Below are 16,799 nucleotides of genomic sequence, written 5' to 3' on the forward strand. Positions count from 1 at the left end.
ACCATGTTTGAATTGACTATTACCCCGGGCGAGCTGGATCTTGCCACCCTGCGCCGCGTCAGCCGCGAGCCGGTTCATCTCACTCTGGATCCGGCCGCATTGCCGGGGATCCACGCCTCCGCTGCGGTGGTCACCAAGGTGATCGAGCAGAATCGGGTGGTGTATGGCATCAACACCGGCTTTGGTCTGCTGGCCAACACCCGTATTCCGGTGGAGCAGTTGGACGAATTGCAGCGCTCCATCGTGCTCTCCCATGCCGCTGGCATCGGCACCTATATGGATGACGCCACCGTGCGGCTGATGATGGTGCTCAAGCTCAACTCGCTGGCGCGTGGCTTCTCCGGCATCCGGCTGGCGGTGCTGGAGGCGCTGATGACGCTGGTCAACGCCGAGGTCTACCCGGTGGTGCCGAAGAAGGGCTCCGTCGGCGCCTCTGGCGATCTGGCGCCGCTGGCCCATATGAGCTGCTTGCTGATCGGTGAAGGCAAGGCGCGCCACAATGGCGAGCTGATCGACGCCGCCACTGCGCTGAAAATTGCCGGGCTCGAACCCATCGCGCTGGCGCCAAAAGAGGGGCTGGCGCTGCTCAACGGCACCCAGGCCAGCACCGCCTTTGCGCTGGAAGGGCTGTTCCACGCCGAGGATCTGTTCGCCGGTGCCATCACCATCGGCGCCATGAGCGTGGAGGCCGCCCTGGGCAGCCGCCGTCCGTTCGATGCCCGCATCCACGCGGTGCGTGGTCAGCGCGGCCAGATCGATGCGGCCGCCTGCTATCGCCACCTGCTGGTGGATGGCAGCGAGATCGGCATGTCTCACCATAACTGCGAGAAGGTGCAAGATCCCTACTCATTGCGCTGCCAGCCGCAGGTGATGGGGGCCTGTCTGGCCCAGATCCGCCACGCCGCCGAGGTGCTGGTGTGCGAGGCCAACGCGGTCTCCGACAACCCGCTGGTGTTTGCCGATGACGAGGAGATCCTCTCTGGCGGCAACTTCCACGCCGAGCCGGTGGCCTTTGCCGCCGACAATCTGGCGTTGGCCATCGCCGAAATCGGGTCGCTGTCAGAGCGGCGGATGGCGCTGCTGATCGACTCGCGGATGTCCGGTCTGCCGGCGTTTCTGGTCAACAACGGCGGCGTCAACTCGGGCTTTATGATCGCCCAGGTCACCTCGGCGGCCCTCGCCTCCGAGAACAAGAGCCTGGCCCATCCCGCCTCGGTAGACAGCTTGCCCACCTCCGCCAATCAGGAGGATCACGTCTCCATGGCCACCTTCGCCGCTCGCCGCTTGGCGGACATGGCGGAGAACACCCGCGGCATTCTGGCAGTCGAACTGCTGGCGGCGGCTCAGGGGCTCGATTTTCGCGCGCCGCTGCGCAGTACCGAGCTTATCGAGCTAGCCAAGGGACGACTGCGGGCAGAGGTGAGCTTCTACGACAAGGACAGGTATTTTTCGCCGGATATCGAAGCGGCCGCCGTCCTGCTGGGCCGTGCCAGCTACAACGATCTGATCCCGGCCGGGGTGTTGCCCAGCCTGTAAGGGGTTACCCGCACATAACAAAAGACCGCCCAATCGGGCGGTCTTGTCGTTTCTGGCGTTGGCTAAACGCGGTTATTCGTGCTCGAACATCAGGAACAGGTAAACGACAAACAACACCAGATGGGTGGCGCCATGGAGCACATTGGTGCGGCCACTGCTGAAGGTCACCTTGCAGACCATCAGGGTGGTGACCAGCAGCACCATGTCGGCGGCGGAGAGCCCGAGGCGTACCTCTTGCCCCATGATGGCGCCGATCAGAAGTACTGCGGGCACTGTGAGGGCAATAGTGGCCAGCACAGAGCCGAAGTAGAGGTTCATCGCCCGCTGCAACTGGTTGTTGAAGGCAGCCTTGATGGCGCCGACCGCTTCGGGCGCCAGCACGATACAGGCCACGATAAAACCACCCAGTGCCGCAGGGGCCTGCATCACATGTACCCCGTAGTTGATGGGGATGGCCAGCGTCTTGGCCAGCAGGATCACCACCACCAGATAAACCAGTAGCAGCAGGGTGTGATAGACGTTGCTCTGCAGCGGGCCGTGGTGCTCTTCGTAATCCTCGTGATCGCTGTCGACGAAGAAGTGGCTGTGGCTGCGGGTCTGGATCAGCAAAAAGACGCCGTAGAGCAGGACTGAAATGATGATCAGCATCCATGACATGGGGCTCGACATGCTGCCGACTGTGCCGCCCCGGGTGAAGTTGGGCAGCACCAGACAGAGCAGCGCCAGCGGGATGATGGCCACCAGATAGGATTTGACCCCGTCCAGATTGAAGCTCTGGGTGTGGTAGCGCCAGCCGCCAAACAGCAGGGTGAAGCCGACCAGACCGGTGCTCACCAGCATCACCACCGCAAACATGGTGTCGCGGGCCATGGTGGGGTTGGGCTCGCCGGTCAGCATCACCGAGGAGATCATCACTACCTCCAGCGAGATGACCGACAGGGTGAGGATCAGGGTACCGAAGGGCTCGCCCAGCTTGATGGCGAGGGCATCGGAGTGGCGCACCACCGAGAAGATGGCCCAGGTAACGACGGCCAGCAGAGCCAGCGAGACCGGAAGATAGATCGCGAGCGGAGTTGTCTCTGTCAGCAGGTCGCTGCCCAGGGTCTTGAAAAAGAGCAGGGTCAGCAGGCCAACGGGCAGGGCAATCTCTTGCCGGATAAATGTCTTCATAGGCAATGGTTCTCTTCTGGGGGTCTGAGCGACCGGATGACATAAACAGGCTGCGTAGTTATCGCTTGCGCGATAACCAGCCCCTTATGATAAAGGCAGTGACCCCCGTCAGGGCAGATCATTTTGTTGCGGAATGTAAATGAGCGGTTGAAGGGGCTGGGTCGTTCTCCCCGATAGGGATAGGTATCGGGCGCGGGCAGGGGTAGCATGGTGAGGTAGCGGTCGTTGCGGCAATCCTGCCGCTGTGGCCGCTATCCCCGCGATAAGGGTGCTTATGTCAGCGGTTCGTCTGCGTTACCACACCATCGAATTTGGTGAGCTGGATATCCATCTGCGCACATTGCGCGACAATCAGCAGTTCTCCGACGATGGGGGCGAGGCAGAGGCTCTTGGCATCTCCTCGGCCTTCTGGCCGCTGTTCGGGATTGTCTGGGACTCTGGCCGGGTGCTGGCCAGCCAGATGGTGTGTCAGGAGGTGACAGGGCTGCGCATTCTGGAGGTGGGCTGCGGCATCGGCTTGGCCAGTCTGGTGCTCAACCATCGTCATGCCGACATCACGGCCACCGACTATCACCCCGAGGCAGGTGCCTTTCTGGCGCAGAATGTATTGCTTAATCAGGGGGCCGAGATCCCCTTCACCCGTACCGGTTGGGCCGATGCCGCCACCGATCTGGGCTGCTTCGATCTGATCATCGGCAGCGACTTGCTCTATGAGCGCGGTCATGTGGAGACGCTGGCCGCCTTTATCGAGCAACATGCCAAGGCAAGCTGCAAGGTGATCCTGGTGGATCCGGGTCGCGGTCAGCAGGGGCGCTTTACCCGGCTGATGGCCGGGCTAGGCTACCGGCACAGCCAGCATCAGCCTCACGATGTCGAGCAGCTGGCCCAGCCGTTTCGCGGTCAGATCCTGCAATATCTGCGCTAGCTGGCCTCGCGGTGTTGCAGTTGCCACTCCCGTTGCCAGCGCGGCAACATCTTTAGCGGCATGGGCTTGCCGAAGACGTAACCCTGGATCAGATAGACGCCTTGCTGGCTCAGATAGTCGACTTGCAACTGGGTCTCGACCCCTTCGGCGATCATCTCCATCCCTGACTCCCGACCAAAGGCGATGATGGCATCCAGCACGCTGCGCTTGAGGTCGTTGGTGCCTATGGTATCGACGAACATCTTGTCGATCTTGATTTGGCGGATCCCCAGGCTCTGCAGGTAGGCAAAGCCGCCGTAGCCGGTGCCGAAATCATCCAGCTTGAAGTGATAGCCCATCTGCTGCAGCAGGGTGATCTCCTCGGTAGCCGCCTTGATGTCGTGGATCGGTTTGCGCTCGGTCAGCTCAAAGGTGAGCCGGTCAGGGGAGGGATTATGGTGTGTTGCCAGCAGCTGGCGCAGTAGTGGTTGTTCGATATGGGTTGCGACCAGATTGACGCTGACCCACTGCTCCGGCGCCAGCAGCGGCAGGTCGCTGATCACCTGCTCCAGCAACTGCTCGGTCATCGGCAGGATCAGCCCCTGTTCCTCCGCATAGTCGATAAAAGAACCCGGAGGAATTAACTCGTTTCCACGTTGCCAGCGCAGCAGGGCCTCAAAGCCAACAACCTGGCGAGTTTGGCTATTCACCACTGGTTGGTAAAAAGGCACAAATTCCCGCTTGGCTAGCCCCGTTTGTAGCAGCCCCTTGAGGGAGCGCCGGTAGTTGCGTAGTAGCCAGTACGCGGCACTGAGCAGGGCGCCTAGCACTATGCCGGACCAGAGGCCGTAGTGATTGAGCTGGTCATGGGCATATTGCTCCAGCGCTTTTCCCGCCCAGATCGTCTTTCTGGTGAGTTCATTCGGATCGTAGAAACTCAGGCTGCGGCTGCCCTCTTCCTGCTTGATGGTCTTGTCGCCGCGTGGAAAGTGAACGGTGGCCGCATCGGGAGCCTGCCGGCTGAACTCCAGATAGAAGCAGTTGGTACAGGGGTGTTGCAACTGCTCGTGGCTCCAGCTGTTATCAAGTACCCAATAGGCAATGTTGTTGCCAGCGCGGTAGTAGGCCACCATCTCCTGCTCGGTATTGAATTTGGCCACGGTAGCAGTAATCCCCAATTTACCGTACTTCTGCCCGTTGTTTTGGGCATCTTTGAGCATCGTAATCCCCACCCCCAGACTGGAGCAGCTGTTACCGGAGGCGAGCTCCAGCCCCTGCAGGCGGATGTGGTTGCTGTAGAAGCGGGGATCGCGCAGCAGCATCATGTCCTTGGCACCACAGTCGAACTTAAACTGTGCCAGTTGCTTGTTGATGGCGGCATCCAGCTCCCTGTGGCGTTCTGCCATTGCCTCTTTGAGCTCGGTGACCTTATTTTCCAGCAGATGGAAGGCCATCGGCTTGGCAAACCACAGGCCGAGAGACTGGCTACCCACGATAGGCAGGGCGAACAGCAACAGAGAGATCCAGACGGGAGATATACGCAAAGGGAGTACCTGCCAGTTTCATAAGACACAGTTGGATATTGTCATCATAATGGATTAGTACAATCAATTTGAATCAGAGTTATCAAACTGATTGGGGTGCTGGTTAATTATTTGATTTATAATGAATTTTATAATTTTAACGCAAGATTCAATCGCTGACCTGTCATAAATGACAATTGCTCGGCTTATCCGAACTGGATTACAGTGACTGTGCGGTTTGACTCACCGTGTGTTCAATACTCCTGTATCTGTTTTTTTATCAGTAGCACAGAGTGTTAGTTTTGATATGAGTGTTCCTTTTGGTCCCCGTTGAGGGACCATTTTTCTGCCAGCTATCTCCCCTAGTACCGCATCAGCACCGCATCACCTCCCCCCATTCTTGGTATTCTCTCCGTGCTTTGGTTATGCTGCCCGCCTAAATTGCAGAAGCGGGCGCTTCATCCATAGCTGCGGTGCTGACGCCGCTGCTAGCATGAGGTCACATGGATGGTACCGGGCATACGGAAAGGTGCATGAAACTCACAACACAGCTTGTCTCCTTTATCACCCTGTGCGTGATCGCCGCCATGGCGACCGTGCTGATTGGCGGGGTGTTCAGCTTTCGCCAGCTGGGCATGGAGTTGCAGCAAAAGAAGGTCGATGCGCTGGTCGAGGTGATCGACAAGCAGCTGGATGTGGCTCATGACATGAAAGATATGAGCCGTTGGCTGCCCACCCTGTTGCGAGCCGCTCATGTGGTGGAGCTGGAGGTTCGTCAGAACGATCAGCGGGTCTACTGGTTCCGCAACGTGCAGGATTCAGTCGATGAACAGCTGCTGCAGCCATACAGCCTGCCGTTGCCCCACCAGGCCGACATGCAGGCCAATTTCAAGCTGGAGCGCCCCTTCAAGGAGGCGGAGTACTCCATCAGGGCGATGTCCGGCATCTCGCTGGGCGTCTTTATCGTGGTGTTCGGTCTCTGGTACTCCATTCGCTGGCTGCGCCAGCAGTTGCGCGGTGCCGAGCTGCTGGGTATCCGCGCCCAGCTGATCCTCGATGACAAACTCTCCAAGCTGAATCATGACCCCGCCGAAGAGTGGCCGGTGGCCGCCAGTCAGGCCCTCGACCACCTGCTCGCCGAGCTGGCGGATGCTCGCAAGGAGCGCAGCCGCTTCGACAACTTTATCCGCAGCAACGCCTATGTCGACAAGATGACCGGTATCGGCAACCGGTTGTTTTTTGACAACCGGCTGGAGAGCGCCATCATGGAGGCGAGCGTGATGAGTGGTGGCGTGCTGCTGATCGATCTCGCTTGCCTTGAAGAGCTGGAGTCAGAGCCGCTCGAGCTGCAGAGCCGTGACCTGCTGTTGGAAGCGAGTGCCACCATTGGTGCTTTCGTGCGTAAACATAATGGTGCTCTGCAGGCCCGTTATGCCGGACAAGTGTTTGCCGTGTTGCTGCCCAATATGTCCGAAAGCGAAATGGTGGAGGGGGCGAACCAGCTGCTCAAGAGCCTGCAACGGCTGCACTGGCCACAGACAGTCAATCCCGAAACAGCAGTCTATCTCGGTGCCGTCTGTTATCAGGCCGAAGATAGCCTGCTCAAGGTACAGGAGGAGGCTGAGCTGGCCCTCAAGAGTGCCCGCCTGCAGGGCCATAATGGCTGGTTCCTCTATGAGAAGCAGTTGAATGAGGAGCAGAGCAGCAAGGGCTCGGTGCGCTGGCGCACCCTGATCAGCCGTCGCCTGGAAGAGCAGGGCATCGAGTTCTATAGCCAGCCGATCCAGCAGGATCGGGACCAGGTGGTGCTGCAGCAGGAGTTGCTGACCTATCTCCATGACGAGCAGGGACGAGCCCTGCAGGCGGGGATTTTCATGCCGATGGCGGAGAAGGTGGGGCTGTTGTTGCCACTGGATCGCTGGGTGGCAGAGCAGACCCTGGTCCTGCTGCGCCAGCGCCCCGAGCAGAGCTGCCCCATCAGCCTGACCCTGAGTGCCCAGAGCCTGCTTAACCGCGAGTTTCAGCGCTGGCTGTTCTTCGCCCTGTTCCAACTGCCCCGCAGCACCAACGAGCGGTTGGTTCTGCAGTTGTCAGAATCCCAGGTCACTCGCCATTTTGAGGCCCTCAAGCGGCCGCTGCGCTCCCTGCGGATGCTCGGTTGTCGGCTGGCCATCGATCACGCCGGTCAGGATGTGGTGAGCACCCAGTACATCAAAGAGTTTGAAATTAACTTCCTCAAGCTGCATCCCAGTCTGGTGCGGGAGATCCATCTTCGTCAGGTCAACCAGATGGCGGTGCGTAGTCTGGTGGGGGGCTGTGCCAATACCGGCACCCGGGTACTGGCGGTGGGAGTGGAGAGTGGCGACGAGTGGAAGATGCTGCGCCACCTCGGGGTGCATGCCGGTCAGGGCCCCTGGTTTGCTCCGCCTCAGCGATTGTTTATTGAGCCAGCCTGATCCTGAAAAGAGGGTTGCGGCTTAAAGGCGGCCTTGCTCTTTCAAGCCCGCCAATCCCTGCATGCCGCCGGTGTGGATAAAGACGATCTTGCTGCCGGGGGCGATGCGTCCCGCCGCCAATTCGCGAAACAGTCCCCACATCGCCTTGCCGCTGTAGATGGGCTCAAGGGGCAGACCGGTTTGGGCGCTGAAATCCTGCACCCACAGCCAGAGGTCGGGGCTGAATTTGGCGTAGCCGCCATCGTGGTGATCCAGCGCGATCCGCCAGCCGGGGATGCTGGTGGCCGCAGGATGAAGGCGGCACACCTCGTCGGCGATAAAGCCACCTCCCTTGAGCACCGCAATGGCGAGGATCTGTTCTGGTTGCCGCTTGCCTGCAATCAGCCCTGCCAGGGTGCCGCCGCTGGCGCAAGGCAGTACCCAGAGATCTGGCGAAAAGGGCACTTCACCGACCAGCTCGGCGACGCCGGGGATGGCCAGCGGGCTGCTGCCCCCTTCCGGCACGATCAGGGTGTCGCTGGCCGCAAATTGGGCTAGCCACTCGGGGTCTTGCCGCTGCCGATAGCTCTGACGGTCGACGAAAACGAGATCCATACCCCAGCGTCTGGCATCCTGCAGGGTAGAGTTACTGACGGCATGGGATTCGCCCCGTATGATACCTGTGGTACGAAGACCAGCTTGGCACCCTGCCGCCGCCAAGGCGTGGATATGATTGGAGTAGGCGCCGCCAAACGACAGCAGATGCTGCTTGCCCTGCGCTTTGGCGTGCAGCAGGTGGTACTTGAGCTTGCGCCACTTGTTGCCTGATATGGTTGGATGGATCAGGTCATCCCGCTTGCACCAGAGCTCGACACCATAGCGGTGCAGCAAGGGGTGATGGAGGCGTTGCAGGGGCGAGGGCAGGATAGCGGCGTCATCTGACTCAGCTGGAAACTTGGCTTGCAATGGTGAGTCCGTCTTTTATATGGAAGCTAATTTGCTGTTTATGTTAATATTTCACACATTTAACCACTATTGATGGGCGAGCTCACATGAAACAACTGTTCAGGGGATCGACGCCAAGCCGCCAGGTGGGGCTGTTGCTGGCCAATGACAGGATCATGCTGGCTGCGGTGGGCAATTCCCCCGTTTTTGCGACTCGTTCTATTAACGGCCCACAGGAGTGGGCGGTTGCCATCAATGAGCTGTTCAGTCGTCATGGGCTGGCCAAGTCTAAGGTGCGGGTAGCCCTCGCCGCCAGCCTTTATCAACAGATCCAGATCGACAAGCCGGCGGTGCCCGACGCTGAGATGGCGGGAGCGCTCCCCTGGGCGGTCAAAGATTATGTCAGCGAGCCGGTGCTGCAACTGGCAATGGATTATGTCGATTTGCCCACCCCGCCAGCCGGTCGGCCGCGCATCAATGTGATCTGCCTGCCCAAGAGCCGGGTGCAACAGCTGGCCGATGCCATCAATGGTATTGCCACCTTGCAATCCATCATCAGCGACGAGCTGGCACTGACCTCTCTTTATGACGTGGACGAGACCGTGCGCATGCTGCTGTGGCAGCCGAAAGGGCAGGATCTGCAACTGCTGGTCTTCCATCAGGGGGGTCTCTGCTTCTCTCGCCAGTTGCGCGGTTTTACCAGCCTGACTGGCGAGCATGAGCCGGACAGCATGCTGCTCGACTCGCTGGCGCTGGAGATCCAGCGCTCTCTTGACTATCTGGCGGGCCAGCTCAAGTTGCCGGAGCTCGGTCAGATGCAGCTGGCCATTGCCTCGTCCTTTATTGGCATCCTTTCCCACCACATGCAGCAGACCTTCGGCTTTGCCGTCTCCGCCATGGCCAACAAAGCGGTGCTGGCTGGCGTTGAGTATCTTTCTGCCTACGCTGCCGCATTGGGAGATGATCAATGAGCGTGTTAATCCCCCTTGCTGCCATGGCCAACAAAACAATGTTGCTGGCTGGTGTCGAATACCTCTCGGCCTATGCCGCCGCCATCGGGGAGGATGCGTGATGAAACGTCAGATAAACCTCTATGGCGCCGAGTTTCGCCCCAAACGGCAGTGGGCCAGCCTCAATCAGATGGCGCTGGTATGGGGCTGCGCGCTGCTGCTGATCTTGCTGGTCGGTGTCGGTTACAGCTGGCAGCAGCAACAGGTCAGCCGGGCGCTGGCGCAGCGCAATGTCGAACTGGATCTCAAACGCGGCGAGGCCCAGCGACTGGACGCCGAGTTGGCTCGTCATCAGGCGGATCCCCGCCTGCAGCAGCAACTCACCAACCAGCAGGATGAGCTGACCGCCAAGCAGGGGCTGATGCGTCAGCTGGGCAGTCTGAGCCTGCAAAAATCCCAGGGCTACGCCAGCCTGATGGCGGACTTGTCCCGCATTCGCAACAGCAACCTGTCGTTGCAGCGTATTGAAATCAACGAAGGGCGGATCAACCTCTCCGGCTTTGCTGGCCGCAGTCAGGATGTGCCGGCCTGGGTCAACCGCTTCAAGCAGACCCCGAGTCTGGTAGGCAAGGAGTTTGGTGAACTGACCCTGAGCCGTGACAAGGAGGGTCGCCTGACCTTCCAGTTGAGCGGCATCGCGCGGGAGAAACCCTGATGAACCTGAAAGCACAATGGCAAGCATGGGGCCAGCGCATCGCGGTGTTGAGCCAGCGGGAGCGGGTGTTAATGCTGCTGACCGGTCTGGTGTTGCTGGGGGCTGCCGGTTTTTATGGTTGGCTCGATGGCGCCGATATCCGTTTGCAACAGGATCGCATCGCCCTGAGCGCGGCCGAGCGCGACCTCGAAATCATGACGTTGGAAAACCTCGGCAAGCAGGCCCGGCTCAAGCGGGATCCCAACCAGGGGGTTCACGACCAGTTGGCGCAGGTGGCGGTCGATCTGGCCCGGGTCGATGGTGAGCTCAAGGCCCAGACTGTGGATCTGATCCCGGCCCACGAGATGCCGCTGGTGCTGGAGGCGTTGCTCTCCCGCTCCGCCAATCTTCATATGCTGGCCCTCAGTTCGCTGGAACCGACCCCGCTGATGGCGGGAGAGCAGCAGGTCAATCTCTATAAACACGGTATCCGGCTGCAACTGGAAGGCGGCTATTTCGATGTTTATCAATATCTTAAAGCACTGGAAGCCTTGCCGCGCCACTTCTACTGGAAGCAGTTCGACTATCAGGTCAAGGCCTATCCCGGCGCTGTGGTGGAGATGGAGATCTACACCCTGAGTACCAGCAAGGAGTTTATCCGTGGCTAGAGTGTTTGCATTGTGCTGTTGCCTGTTCAGCGTGCTGGTACAGGCGGAGCAGGTCGAGGTATTGCAGGATCCTACTGCGCCGCTGGCGGATGTGGCGGTCGGTGCCAGTGCGACTGGCGAGAGCAGTGCCGGGTTGCCGAAGCTGCAGAGCGTCATGCTGGGTAATGGCCCGGCACTGGCAGTGCTCAATGGCAAGAGTTATCGGGTCGGGCAGCAGGTGGATGGCTATATGCTGGTGGCCATCAATGCCGATGCCGTTGTGCTGGAAAAGGCGGGAAAACGCCATACGGTGGCGCTGTTTGCCAGCAAGATCCGGGTTTGAATCGGTGTTGCCTCCTGTGAGGTGAGCCTGTTTTATCGAGTTTAATTGCAAGTCAGGGTGCCCTAATTACATGAAAACACACCGTCTCTGTCTGATCACCGTGGCCATGATGGCCGCGGGCTGTACCACGTATCAGCACCCCGAGCCGACCCAGGCCAAGGATGCGCTCAAGCATGCCATGAACGAACAGCAGAAACAGGCTGCCCCTCTGACCGCTTTGCCCAAATCGGTGCAAAGTGAATTGCTGCAGCTGAACCGGCCGCAGATGCCGGTCGGCATGCCGGAGAAGCGGCTGCGTATCGCGGCTCACGACGTGGAGGCGGTGGAGTTTTTCGGTTCCCTGTTCAAGGGCTCCCGCTACAGCGTGGCGGTTCACCCCGGGGTGGCCGGGCTGGTCTCCGTCGAGCTCAAGGATGTGACTCTGCCGGAGGTGCTGGCGGTGGTGGGCGATATGTACGGCTTCGACGTGCAGCGCAAGGGCAATGTCTTCCATATCTATCCGGCGGGTCTGCGTACCGAAACCATCCCGGTCAACTATCTGATGATGTCCCGCCGTGGCCTCTCGCGCACCTCGGTCAGCACCGGCGGGGTGACTTCTAGTGAGAACAACTCAAACAACAGCGGGTTGAATTCCAACAGCAATACCGAAATATCATCTAGCCAGAATGGCACAGGTATTTCGAGTAATTCCAATACTCAAACCACATCGAATGGTACCCAGATTGAGACTGATACCAACAGTGATTATTGGACCGACCTACGTGACACTTTGCAAACACTGATTGGAAATGGTGATGGTCGGGCTGTCATTACCAGCCCACAGGCAGGCTTGGTCACTATTCGTGCCTATCCGAAAGAGCTAAAAGCAGTCCGTGAATTCCTGACTCAATCCGAAAGCCATCTAAAACGTCAGGTCGTACTCGAAGCGCGAATTATGGAAGTAGCTCTTAGTGAAGGTTATGAGCAGGGGGTAGATTGGAGCGGTTTGACAGCTAGTTGGGATGGAAATAAAGGTATTCCCAAGGTTGCTCAGCCTAAGCTGGTGGCTCCGGGGGCTACTCCAGAGTACAACTTGCTGAATGGAGGAGGATCCCTTGGCGAGAGTCTTGTTGGTGCAGTAAATCCCATCTTTAACGCAATTGGTGGAGGGGCTGGTTTCACTATTACTGACGGCAACTTTAACGTGGCGGTCAACTTGCTCAAGACTCAGGGGGATGTGAATACCCTCTCCAGCCCCCGTGTCACTGCGACAAACAATCAGAAGGCTGTGATCAAGGTCGGGACGGACGAGTACTTCGTCACCAATGCGACGACGACAATTACCTCAACCACAACAGGGACTGAGCGGACGCCAAATGTTGAGTTGACCCCCTTCTTCTCAGGCATCGCGCTGGACGTAACGCCACAGATCGATGAAGAGGGCAAGGTGCTGCTTCATATCCATCCCTCAGTGATTGATACCGAAGAACAAAACAAAACCATCGATCTGGGCACCACGGGAGGCAAGATGAGCCTGCCGCTCGCCAAGAGCTCGATCCGCGAATCCGATACCGTGGTGCAGGCCAATAACGGTGACATTATCGTCATCGGCGGTCTGATGAAGACCGACAAGCAGGAGATCGTCAGCAAGGTGCCGTTGCTGGGGGATATTCCCTGGGTGGGCGAAGCCTTTACCAACCGCCGCGAGAGCACCAAGAAGGTGGAGCTGGTGATCATGCTCAAACCGACCGTGGTGGAGAAAGATACCTGGCAAAACGAGCTGCAACGCTCCTCCGAGCTGCTCGACAAGTGGTATCCGGCCAAGGGCTGACCCATGACACCAGATGCGGTCACCCTTATCCCGAACGGCTTGTGCTGCCTTGCCAGCACAGGCTGCTTGCTTGCCGTGGCAGGTGAGGTCTCATGTACCTGACCCACTTCGGCCTGCAGGAGGCACCATTCAGCCTCACTCCCAATACCGGCTTCTACTACGGCCTGCCGCCTCACGAAGAGGCGCTGCAGGTGCTCAACTGGGCGCTGGCGCAGGGGGAGGGTTTTATCAAGGTGACCGGCGAGGTGGGGACCGGCAAGACCCTGCTCTGCCGCAAGCTGCTCAGCGAGCTGGGTTCGGAAGCGCGTCCGGTGCGGCTTGCCTGGTTGCCCAATCCCCACCTAACTCCGGCCGAACTGCGCATCGCGCTGGCACTGGAGCTGGGGTTGGCGGTACGGGATCAGAGCGAACTGGATCTGACCGATCGTATCCACCGTCACCTGATCAGCCTGCACCAGCAGGGCAGTCGGGTGGTGGTGCTGATCGACGAGGCGCAAGCGCTGCCGGACGAGACCCTGGAGGCGATCCGCCTGTTTGGCAATCTCGAGACCGAATCGAGCAAGCTGCTGCAGATCGTGCTGTTCGGCCAGCCGGAGCTGGATACCAGACTGGGCAAGCCGCATCTGCGCCAACTGCGCCAGCGGATTGGCTTCTCCTACTGCCTGCGGCCGCTGCGTTTTGACGAGACTCGCGCCTATCTAGAGCACAGATTGCAGGTCTCCGGTTACCGCGGGGCACCGCTGTTTGCAGGTCGAGCCATGCGCCTGTTGTGGCGTGCATCGCGAGGGATCCCGAGACTTATCAATATCCTGGCGCAGAAGTGCCTGATGCTGGCCTATGGTCAGGGTGTGCGCCAGATCGATAGCCGTCTGGTGCGGCTCGCCATTCGCGATACCGACGATGCGAGCCGCTTTGCGCCACGGCGCTGGTGGCCCCTGTTACTGTTGCTGGGGTGCGCCCTGGCTTATGGAGTCTGGCCATGAGTGTCATCAACCAGATGCTGAAAGATCTGGATCGGCGCCAGCAAGGATCCGAAGGTGCTGCCGTCTATATTGCCCCTGCGCGCCAGCAGGGATGGTGGATGTTGCTGCTGACCCTGATCTGCGGTCTGGCACTGGGGATCCTTGGTTGGCGAACCTGGATCTACTGGCAGCAGACCCATACCGTGACGCCTGCCAGCGAAGTGATCGCCCCCGATGTGGTGGCAAGGGCCGCCGCGCCGGTCAGCCAGCCCGAGCCGGTCGAGGTGGCAGCTGCGCTGCCACTGCCAAGCCAGGATGAGGTGAATGATGAGGTTGGGGAGCATGACTCTGGCGATACGGCCTATGGGGCGCCCTTTGATGCCTCCAGCGATGTTGACGAGTCCGAGCCGACCGATGAAGAGCTGCAGCCCGAGCTTTACGCCGAACTGGCGGCAGAGCAGCAGGCAGTCGCCAGCGCGCCGCGCAAGCCGAGCGTATTGAAGATCGAGACGGTCGAGCTGTCGGCCAAGGAGCTGGCGGCACTGGCGGAGCGCAAGGCGACCACCGCCATGGCCAAGGGAAGCCTGCGGGATGCGCAGGACAACTACTATCAGGTGCTGGCCCACGATCCCTACAATCAGGGGGCGCGCGAGCAGCTGGCGGGGCTGCTCTACGGCGAGGGCCGTCTGACCGAGGCGCGTCAGCTGCTGGAAGAGGGGATCCGGCTCGATCCCCAACAGGCCGATTTTCGTCTGCTGCTGGCCCGCCTTGCCATCAGCGAGGGGCAGCAGCAGCAGGCGCTTGGCTGGTTGTCCGGCTATCAGCCGGATCTGGCCAGCAACATGGACTATTACGCCACCTGGGCCGGGCTGACTCAGGAGCTGGGCCAGAATGCCGATGCGGCGGCGCTCTACGTGAAACTGCTGCATCAGCAGCCGGATCAGGGCCGCTGGTGGCTTGGCCTCGGCGTTGCAGAAGATGGTCAGGGCCACAGTCAGCGGGCGCTTGATGCTTATCGCAATGCGCTGCTGCACGGCAACCTCGGCGAGGCGTCAACCAGCTGGCTGGAACAACGTATTGGCCAACTAACCCCTTGATAAATCGTAGATTCGATTAGCGAAGCGGGCTTGGTGGCGGGTTTTGAATCACATTTATCGGAGTAGTAATGGCACAACCCAGACTGAAAATGCGCCTCGGCGACCTGCTGGTACAAGAGCAGATCATCTCTGATGATCAGTTGCAGCTTGCCCTGCAGCAGCAGCGTCAGACCGGTCGCAAGCTGGGCTCGACCCTGATTGACCTCGGTTTTATCAGTGAAGTGCAGTTGCTGCAGTTCCTGGCTCGCCAGCTGAATGTGCCCTTCTTCGATCTCAACAACCTCACCATCGATGCTGCCGCAGTGCCGCTGCTGCCTGAAGTGCAGGCGCGTCGCTATCGGGCGTTGGCGGTCAATCTGACCGACGACCGGGTCACGGTGGCGATGTCGGATCCTGCGGATCTGAGTGCCCTCGATGCCATCGCCGCGCTGCTCAGTCCGCGCATCATGGTGTTGGCGGTAGCGCGGGAAGGGCAACTGCTGGAGTATTTCGACCGTCTCTATCGCCGTACCCGCGAGATCGAGAGCTTCGCCGAACAGCTGCAGGAGGAGTATCAGGACTCCGGCTTCGAGCTGGGTTCCAGCAATCTGGGAGCCAATGACGAGGGGGAGGCAACGGTGGCCAAGCTGCTGCGCTCCCTGTTCGAAGATGCGGTGCAAGTGGGTGCCTCGGATATCCACATCGAACCGGACGAAAAGGTGCTGCGCATTCGTCAGCGGATCGACGGCATTCTCCACGAAAATATCCTCAACGAGGTGCGGATCGCCCAGGCGCTGGTGCTGCGCCTCAAGCTGGTGGCCGGGCTCGATATCTCCGAGAAACGCTTGCCGCAAGATGGCCGCTTCAACATGAAGGTGCGTGGCCGCGATGTGGATGTGCGGATGTCCACCATGCCGGTGCAGTATGGCGAGTCGGTGGTCATGCGTCTGCTGGATCAATCCTCCGGCATCCTGTCACTGACCGACAGTGGCATGCCGCCGGATATCCTGACCCGCTTCCGCCGTCAGTTACACCGTCCTCATGGCATGATCCTGGTGACCGGCCCGACTGGTAGCGGCAAGACCACCACCCTCTATGGGGCGCTCTCCGAGCTCAATCAGGCCAGCAACAAGATCATCACGGTGGAAGACCCGGTGGAGTATCGTCTCTCTCGCGTCAATCAGGTGCAGGTTAACCCCAAGATTGGTCTCACCTTTTCTCAGGTGCTGCGCTCCACCCTGCGTCAGGATCCGGACATCCTGCTGGTGGGGGAGATGCGGGACAACGAAACCGTGGAGATCGGCCTGCGTGGCGCCATTACCGGCCATTTGGTGCTGACCACCTTGCACACCAACGATGCCATCACCAGTGCCCTGCGCCTGATCGACATGGGCGCGCCGGGTTATCTGGTAGCGAGTGCGCTGCGTGCTGTGGTTGCGCAACGGCTGGTGCGGCGGGTATGTGAGCACTGCGTCGAGGAGAGTGCGCCGGACGAAGGGCAGGCCACCTGGCTCACCGTGCTCTCTGGCGAAGCGCCGGGCCAGCACACGTATCACAAGGGCCGTGGCTGCCAGAGCTGCAACTTTACCGGCTATTCTGGCCGGATCGGGGTTTACGAACTGCTGGAGCTGGATCAACCGATGATGGATGCCCTGCGCCGTAACGATGCAGAAGGATTTGCCAAGGCGGCCCGTCAGCACGAACACTTCCGCCCGCTGGCGCTGACGGCGCTCGATTATGCCCGTCAGGGGATCACCTCGGTGGACGAGGTGCTGCGACTGGCCGAGGATCTGGGGTAAGCCAT

The 16,799-nt window shown here is 59.8% G+C and carries 14 protein-coding genes; 11 read left to right on the plus strand and 3 right to left on the minus strand.

The window, feature by feature from the left end; all coding sequences use genetic code 11:
* The first annotated feature begins 3 nt into the window (after window positions 1-3).
* Window positions 4-1,536: a histidine ammonia-lyase gene (gene hutH, locus ACY8FN_RS05255; protein WP_463099403.1), complete on the plus strand. Its 1,533-nt coding sequence runs from the start codon at window positions 4-6 to the stop codon at window positions 1,534-1,536.
* 72 nt (window positions 1,537-1,608) lie between these two features.
* On the opposite strand, the gene ACY8FN_RS05260 is transcribed toward hutH, so the two are convergent.
* The gene (locus tag ACY8FN_RS05260) at window positions 1,609-2,706 is read right to left on the minus strand and encodes a calcium:cation antiporter (RefSeq protein ID WP_042019692.1); all 1,098 of its coding nucleotides are present in this window, start codon (window positions 2,704-2,706) and stop codon (window positions 1,609-1,611) included.
* Window positions 2,707-2,980: 274 nt separating this feature from the next.
* Between ACY8FN_RS05260 and ACY8FN_RS05265 the strand changes: the two genes are divergently transcribed.
* Window positions 2,981-3,631 (plus strand): class I SAM-dependent methyltransferase, encoded by a 651-nt coding sequence (locus ACY8FN_RS05265; protein WP_463099404.1) that lies wholly within the window; start codon window positions 2,981-2,983, stop codon window positions 3,629-3,631.
* Here ACY8FN_RS05265 and ACY8FN_RS05270 read toward each other — a convergent pair.
* Complete coding sequence (locus ACY8FN_RS05270; RefSeq protein WP_463099405.1) at window positions 3,628-5,154, minus strand: EAL domain-containing protein; 1,527 nt, start codon at window positions 5,152-5,154, stop codon at window positions 3,628-3,630. The genes ACY8FN_RS05265 and ACY8FN_RS05270 overlap by 4 nt on opposite strands.
* 512 nt (window positions 5,155-5,666) lie before the next feature.
* Between ACY8FN_RS05270 and ACY8FN_RS05275 the strand changes: the two genes are divergently transcribed.
* Window positions 5,667-7,589: an EAL domain-containing protein gene (locus ACY8FN_RS05275; protein ID WP_463099406.1), complete on the plus strand. Its 1,923-nt coding sequence runs from the start codon at window positions 5,667-5,669 to the stop codon at window positions 7,587-7,589.
* 21 nt (window positions 7,590-7,610) lie between these two features.
* Here the strand turns inward: ACY8FN_RS05275 and ACY8FN_RS05280 are convergent, their stop codons facing one another.
* Complete coding sequence (locus ACY8FN_RS05280) at window positions 7,611-8,534, minus strand: 1-aminocyclopropane-1-carboxylate deaminase/D-cysteine desulfhydrase (protein ID WP_463099407.1); 924 nt, start codon at window positions 8,532-8,534, stop codon at window positions 7,611-7,613.
* A gap of 86 nt (window positions 8,535-8,620) precedes the next feature.
* Between ACY8FN_RS05280 and ACY8FN_RS05285 the strand changes: the two genes are divergently transcribed.
* The 8 genes from ACY8FN_RS05285 (at window position 8,621) to mshE (ending at window position 16,794) form a co-directional block, all read left to right on the plus strand.
* A complete protein-coding gene (locus ACY8FN_RS05285; protein WP_463099408.1) occupies window positions 8,621-9,484 on the plus strand; it encodes an MSHA biogenesis protein MshI in 864 nt (287 codons plus the stop codon).
* A 100-nt stretch (window positions 9,485-9,584) separates the two neighbouring features.
* Window positions 9,585-10,178: a PilN domain-containing protein gene (locus tag ACY8FN_RS05290; protein WP_463099409.1), complete on the plus strand. Its 594-nt coding sequence runs from the start codon at window positions 9,585-9,587 to the stop codon at window positions 10,176-10,178.
* Window positions 10,178-10,825 carry an MSHA biogenesis protein MshJ gene (locus ACY8FN_RS05295; protein WP_463099410.1) on the plus strand — a complete coding sequence of 216 codons (648 nt, stop codon included), beginning with the start codon at window positions 10,178-10,180 and terminating at the stop codon, window positions 10,823-10,825. Before ACY8FN_RS05290 ends, ACY8FN_RS05295 begins: the two co-directional genes overlap by 1 nt.
* Entirely contained in the window at window positions 10,818-11,147 is a 330-nt protein-coding gene (locus ACY8FN_RS05300; RefSeq protein ID WP_139729221.1) for a SctD/MshK family protein, read from the plus strand. The genes ACY8FN_RS05295 and ACY8FN_RS05300 overlap by 8 nt, the downstream gene beginning before the upstream one ends.
* Before the next feature lie 70 nt (window positions 11,148-11,217).
* Complete coding sequence (mshL, locus tag ACY8FN_RS05305; RefSeq protein ID WP_463099411.1) at window positions 11,218-12,957, plus strand: pilus (MSHA type) biogenesis protein MshL; 1,740 nt, start codon at window positions 11,218-11,220, stop codon at window positions 12,955-12,957.
* Between the two features lie 92 nt (window positions 12,958-13,049).
* Window positions 13,050-13,940 carry an MSHA fimbrial biogenesis protein MshM gene (gene mshM, locus ACY8FN_RS05310; RefSeq protein WP_463099412.1) on the plus strand — a complete coding sequence of 297 codons (891 nt, stop codon included), beginning with the start codon at window positions 13,050-13,052 and terminating at the stop codon, window positions 13,938-13,940.
* The gene (locus tag ACY8FN_RS05315; RefSeq protein WP_463099413.1) at window positions 13,937-15,016 is read left to right on the plus strand and encodes a tetratricopeptide repeat protein; all 1,080 of its coding nucleotides are present in this window, start codon (window positions 13,937-13,939) and stop codon (window positions 15,014-15,016) included. The genes mshM and ACY8FN_RS05315 overlap by 4 nt, the downstream gene beginning before the upstream one ends.
* Window positions 15,017-15,084: 68 nt before the next feature.
* Window positions 15,085-16,794, plus strand: coding sequence for an MSHA fimbrial ATPase MshE (gene mshE / locus ACY8FN_RS05320; RefSeq protein WP_068978345.1), 1,710 nt, complete (start codon window positions 15,085-15,087; stop codon window positions 16,792-16,794).
* The last annotated feature ends 5 nt before the right edge of the window (window positions 16,795-16,799 follow it).

The sequence above is a fragment of the Aeromonas sp. 160P genome (assembly GCF_055193095.1).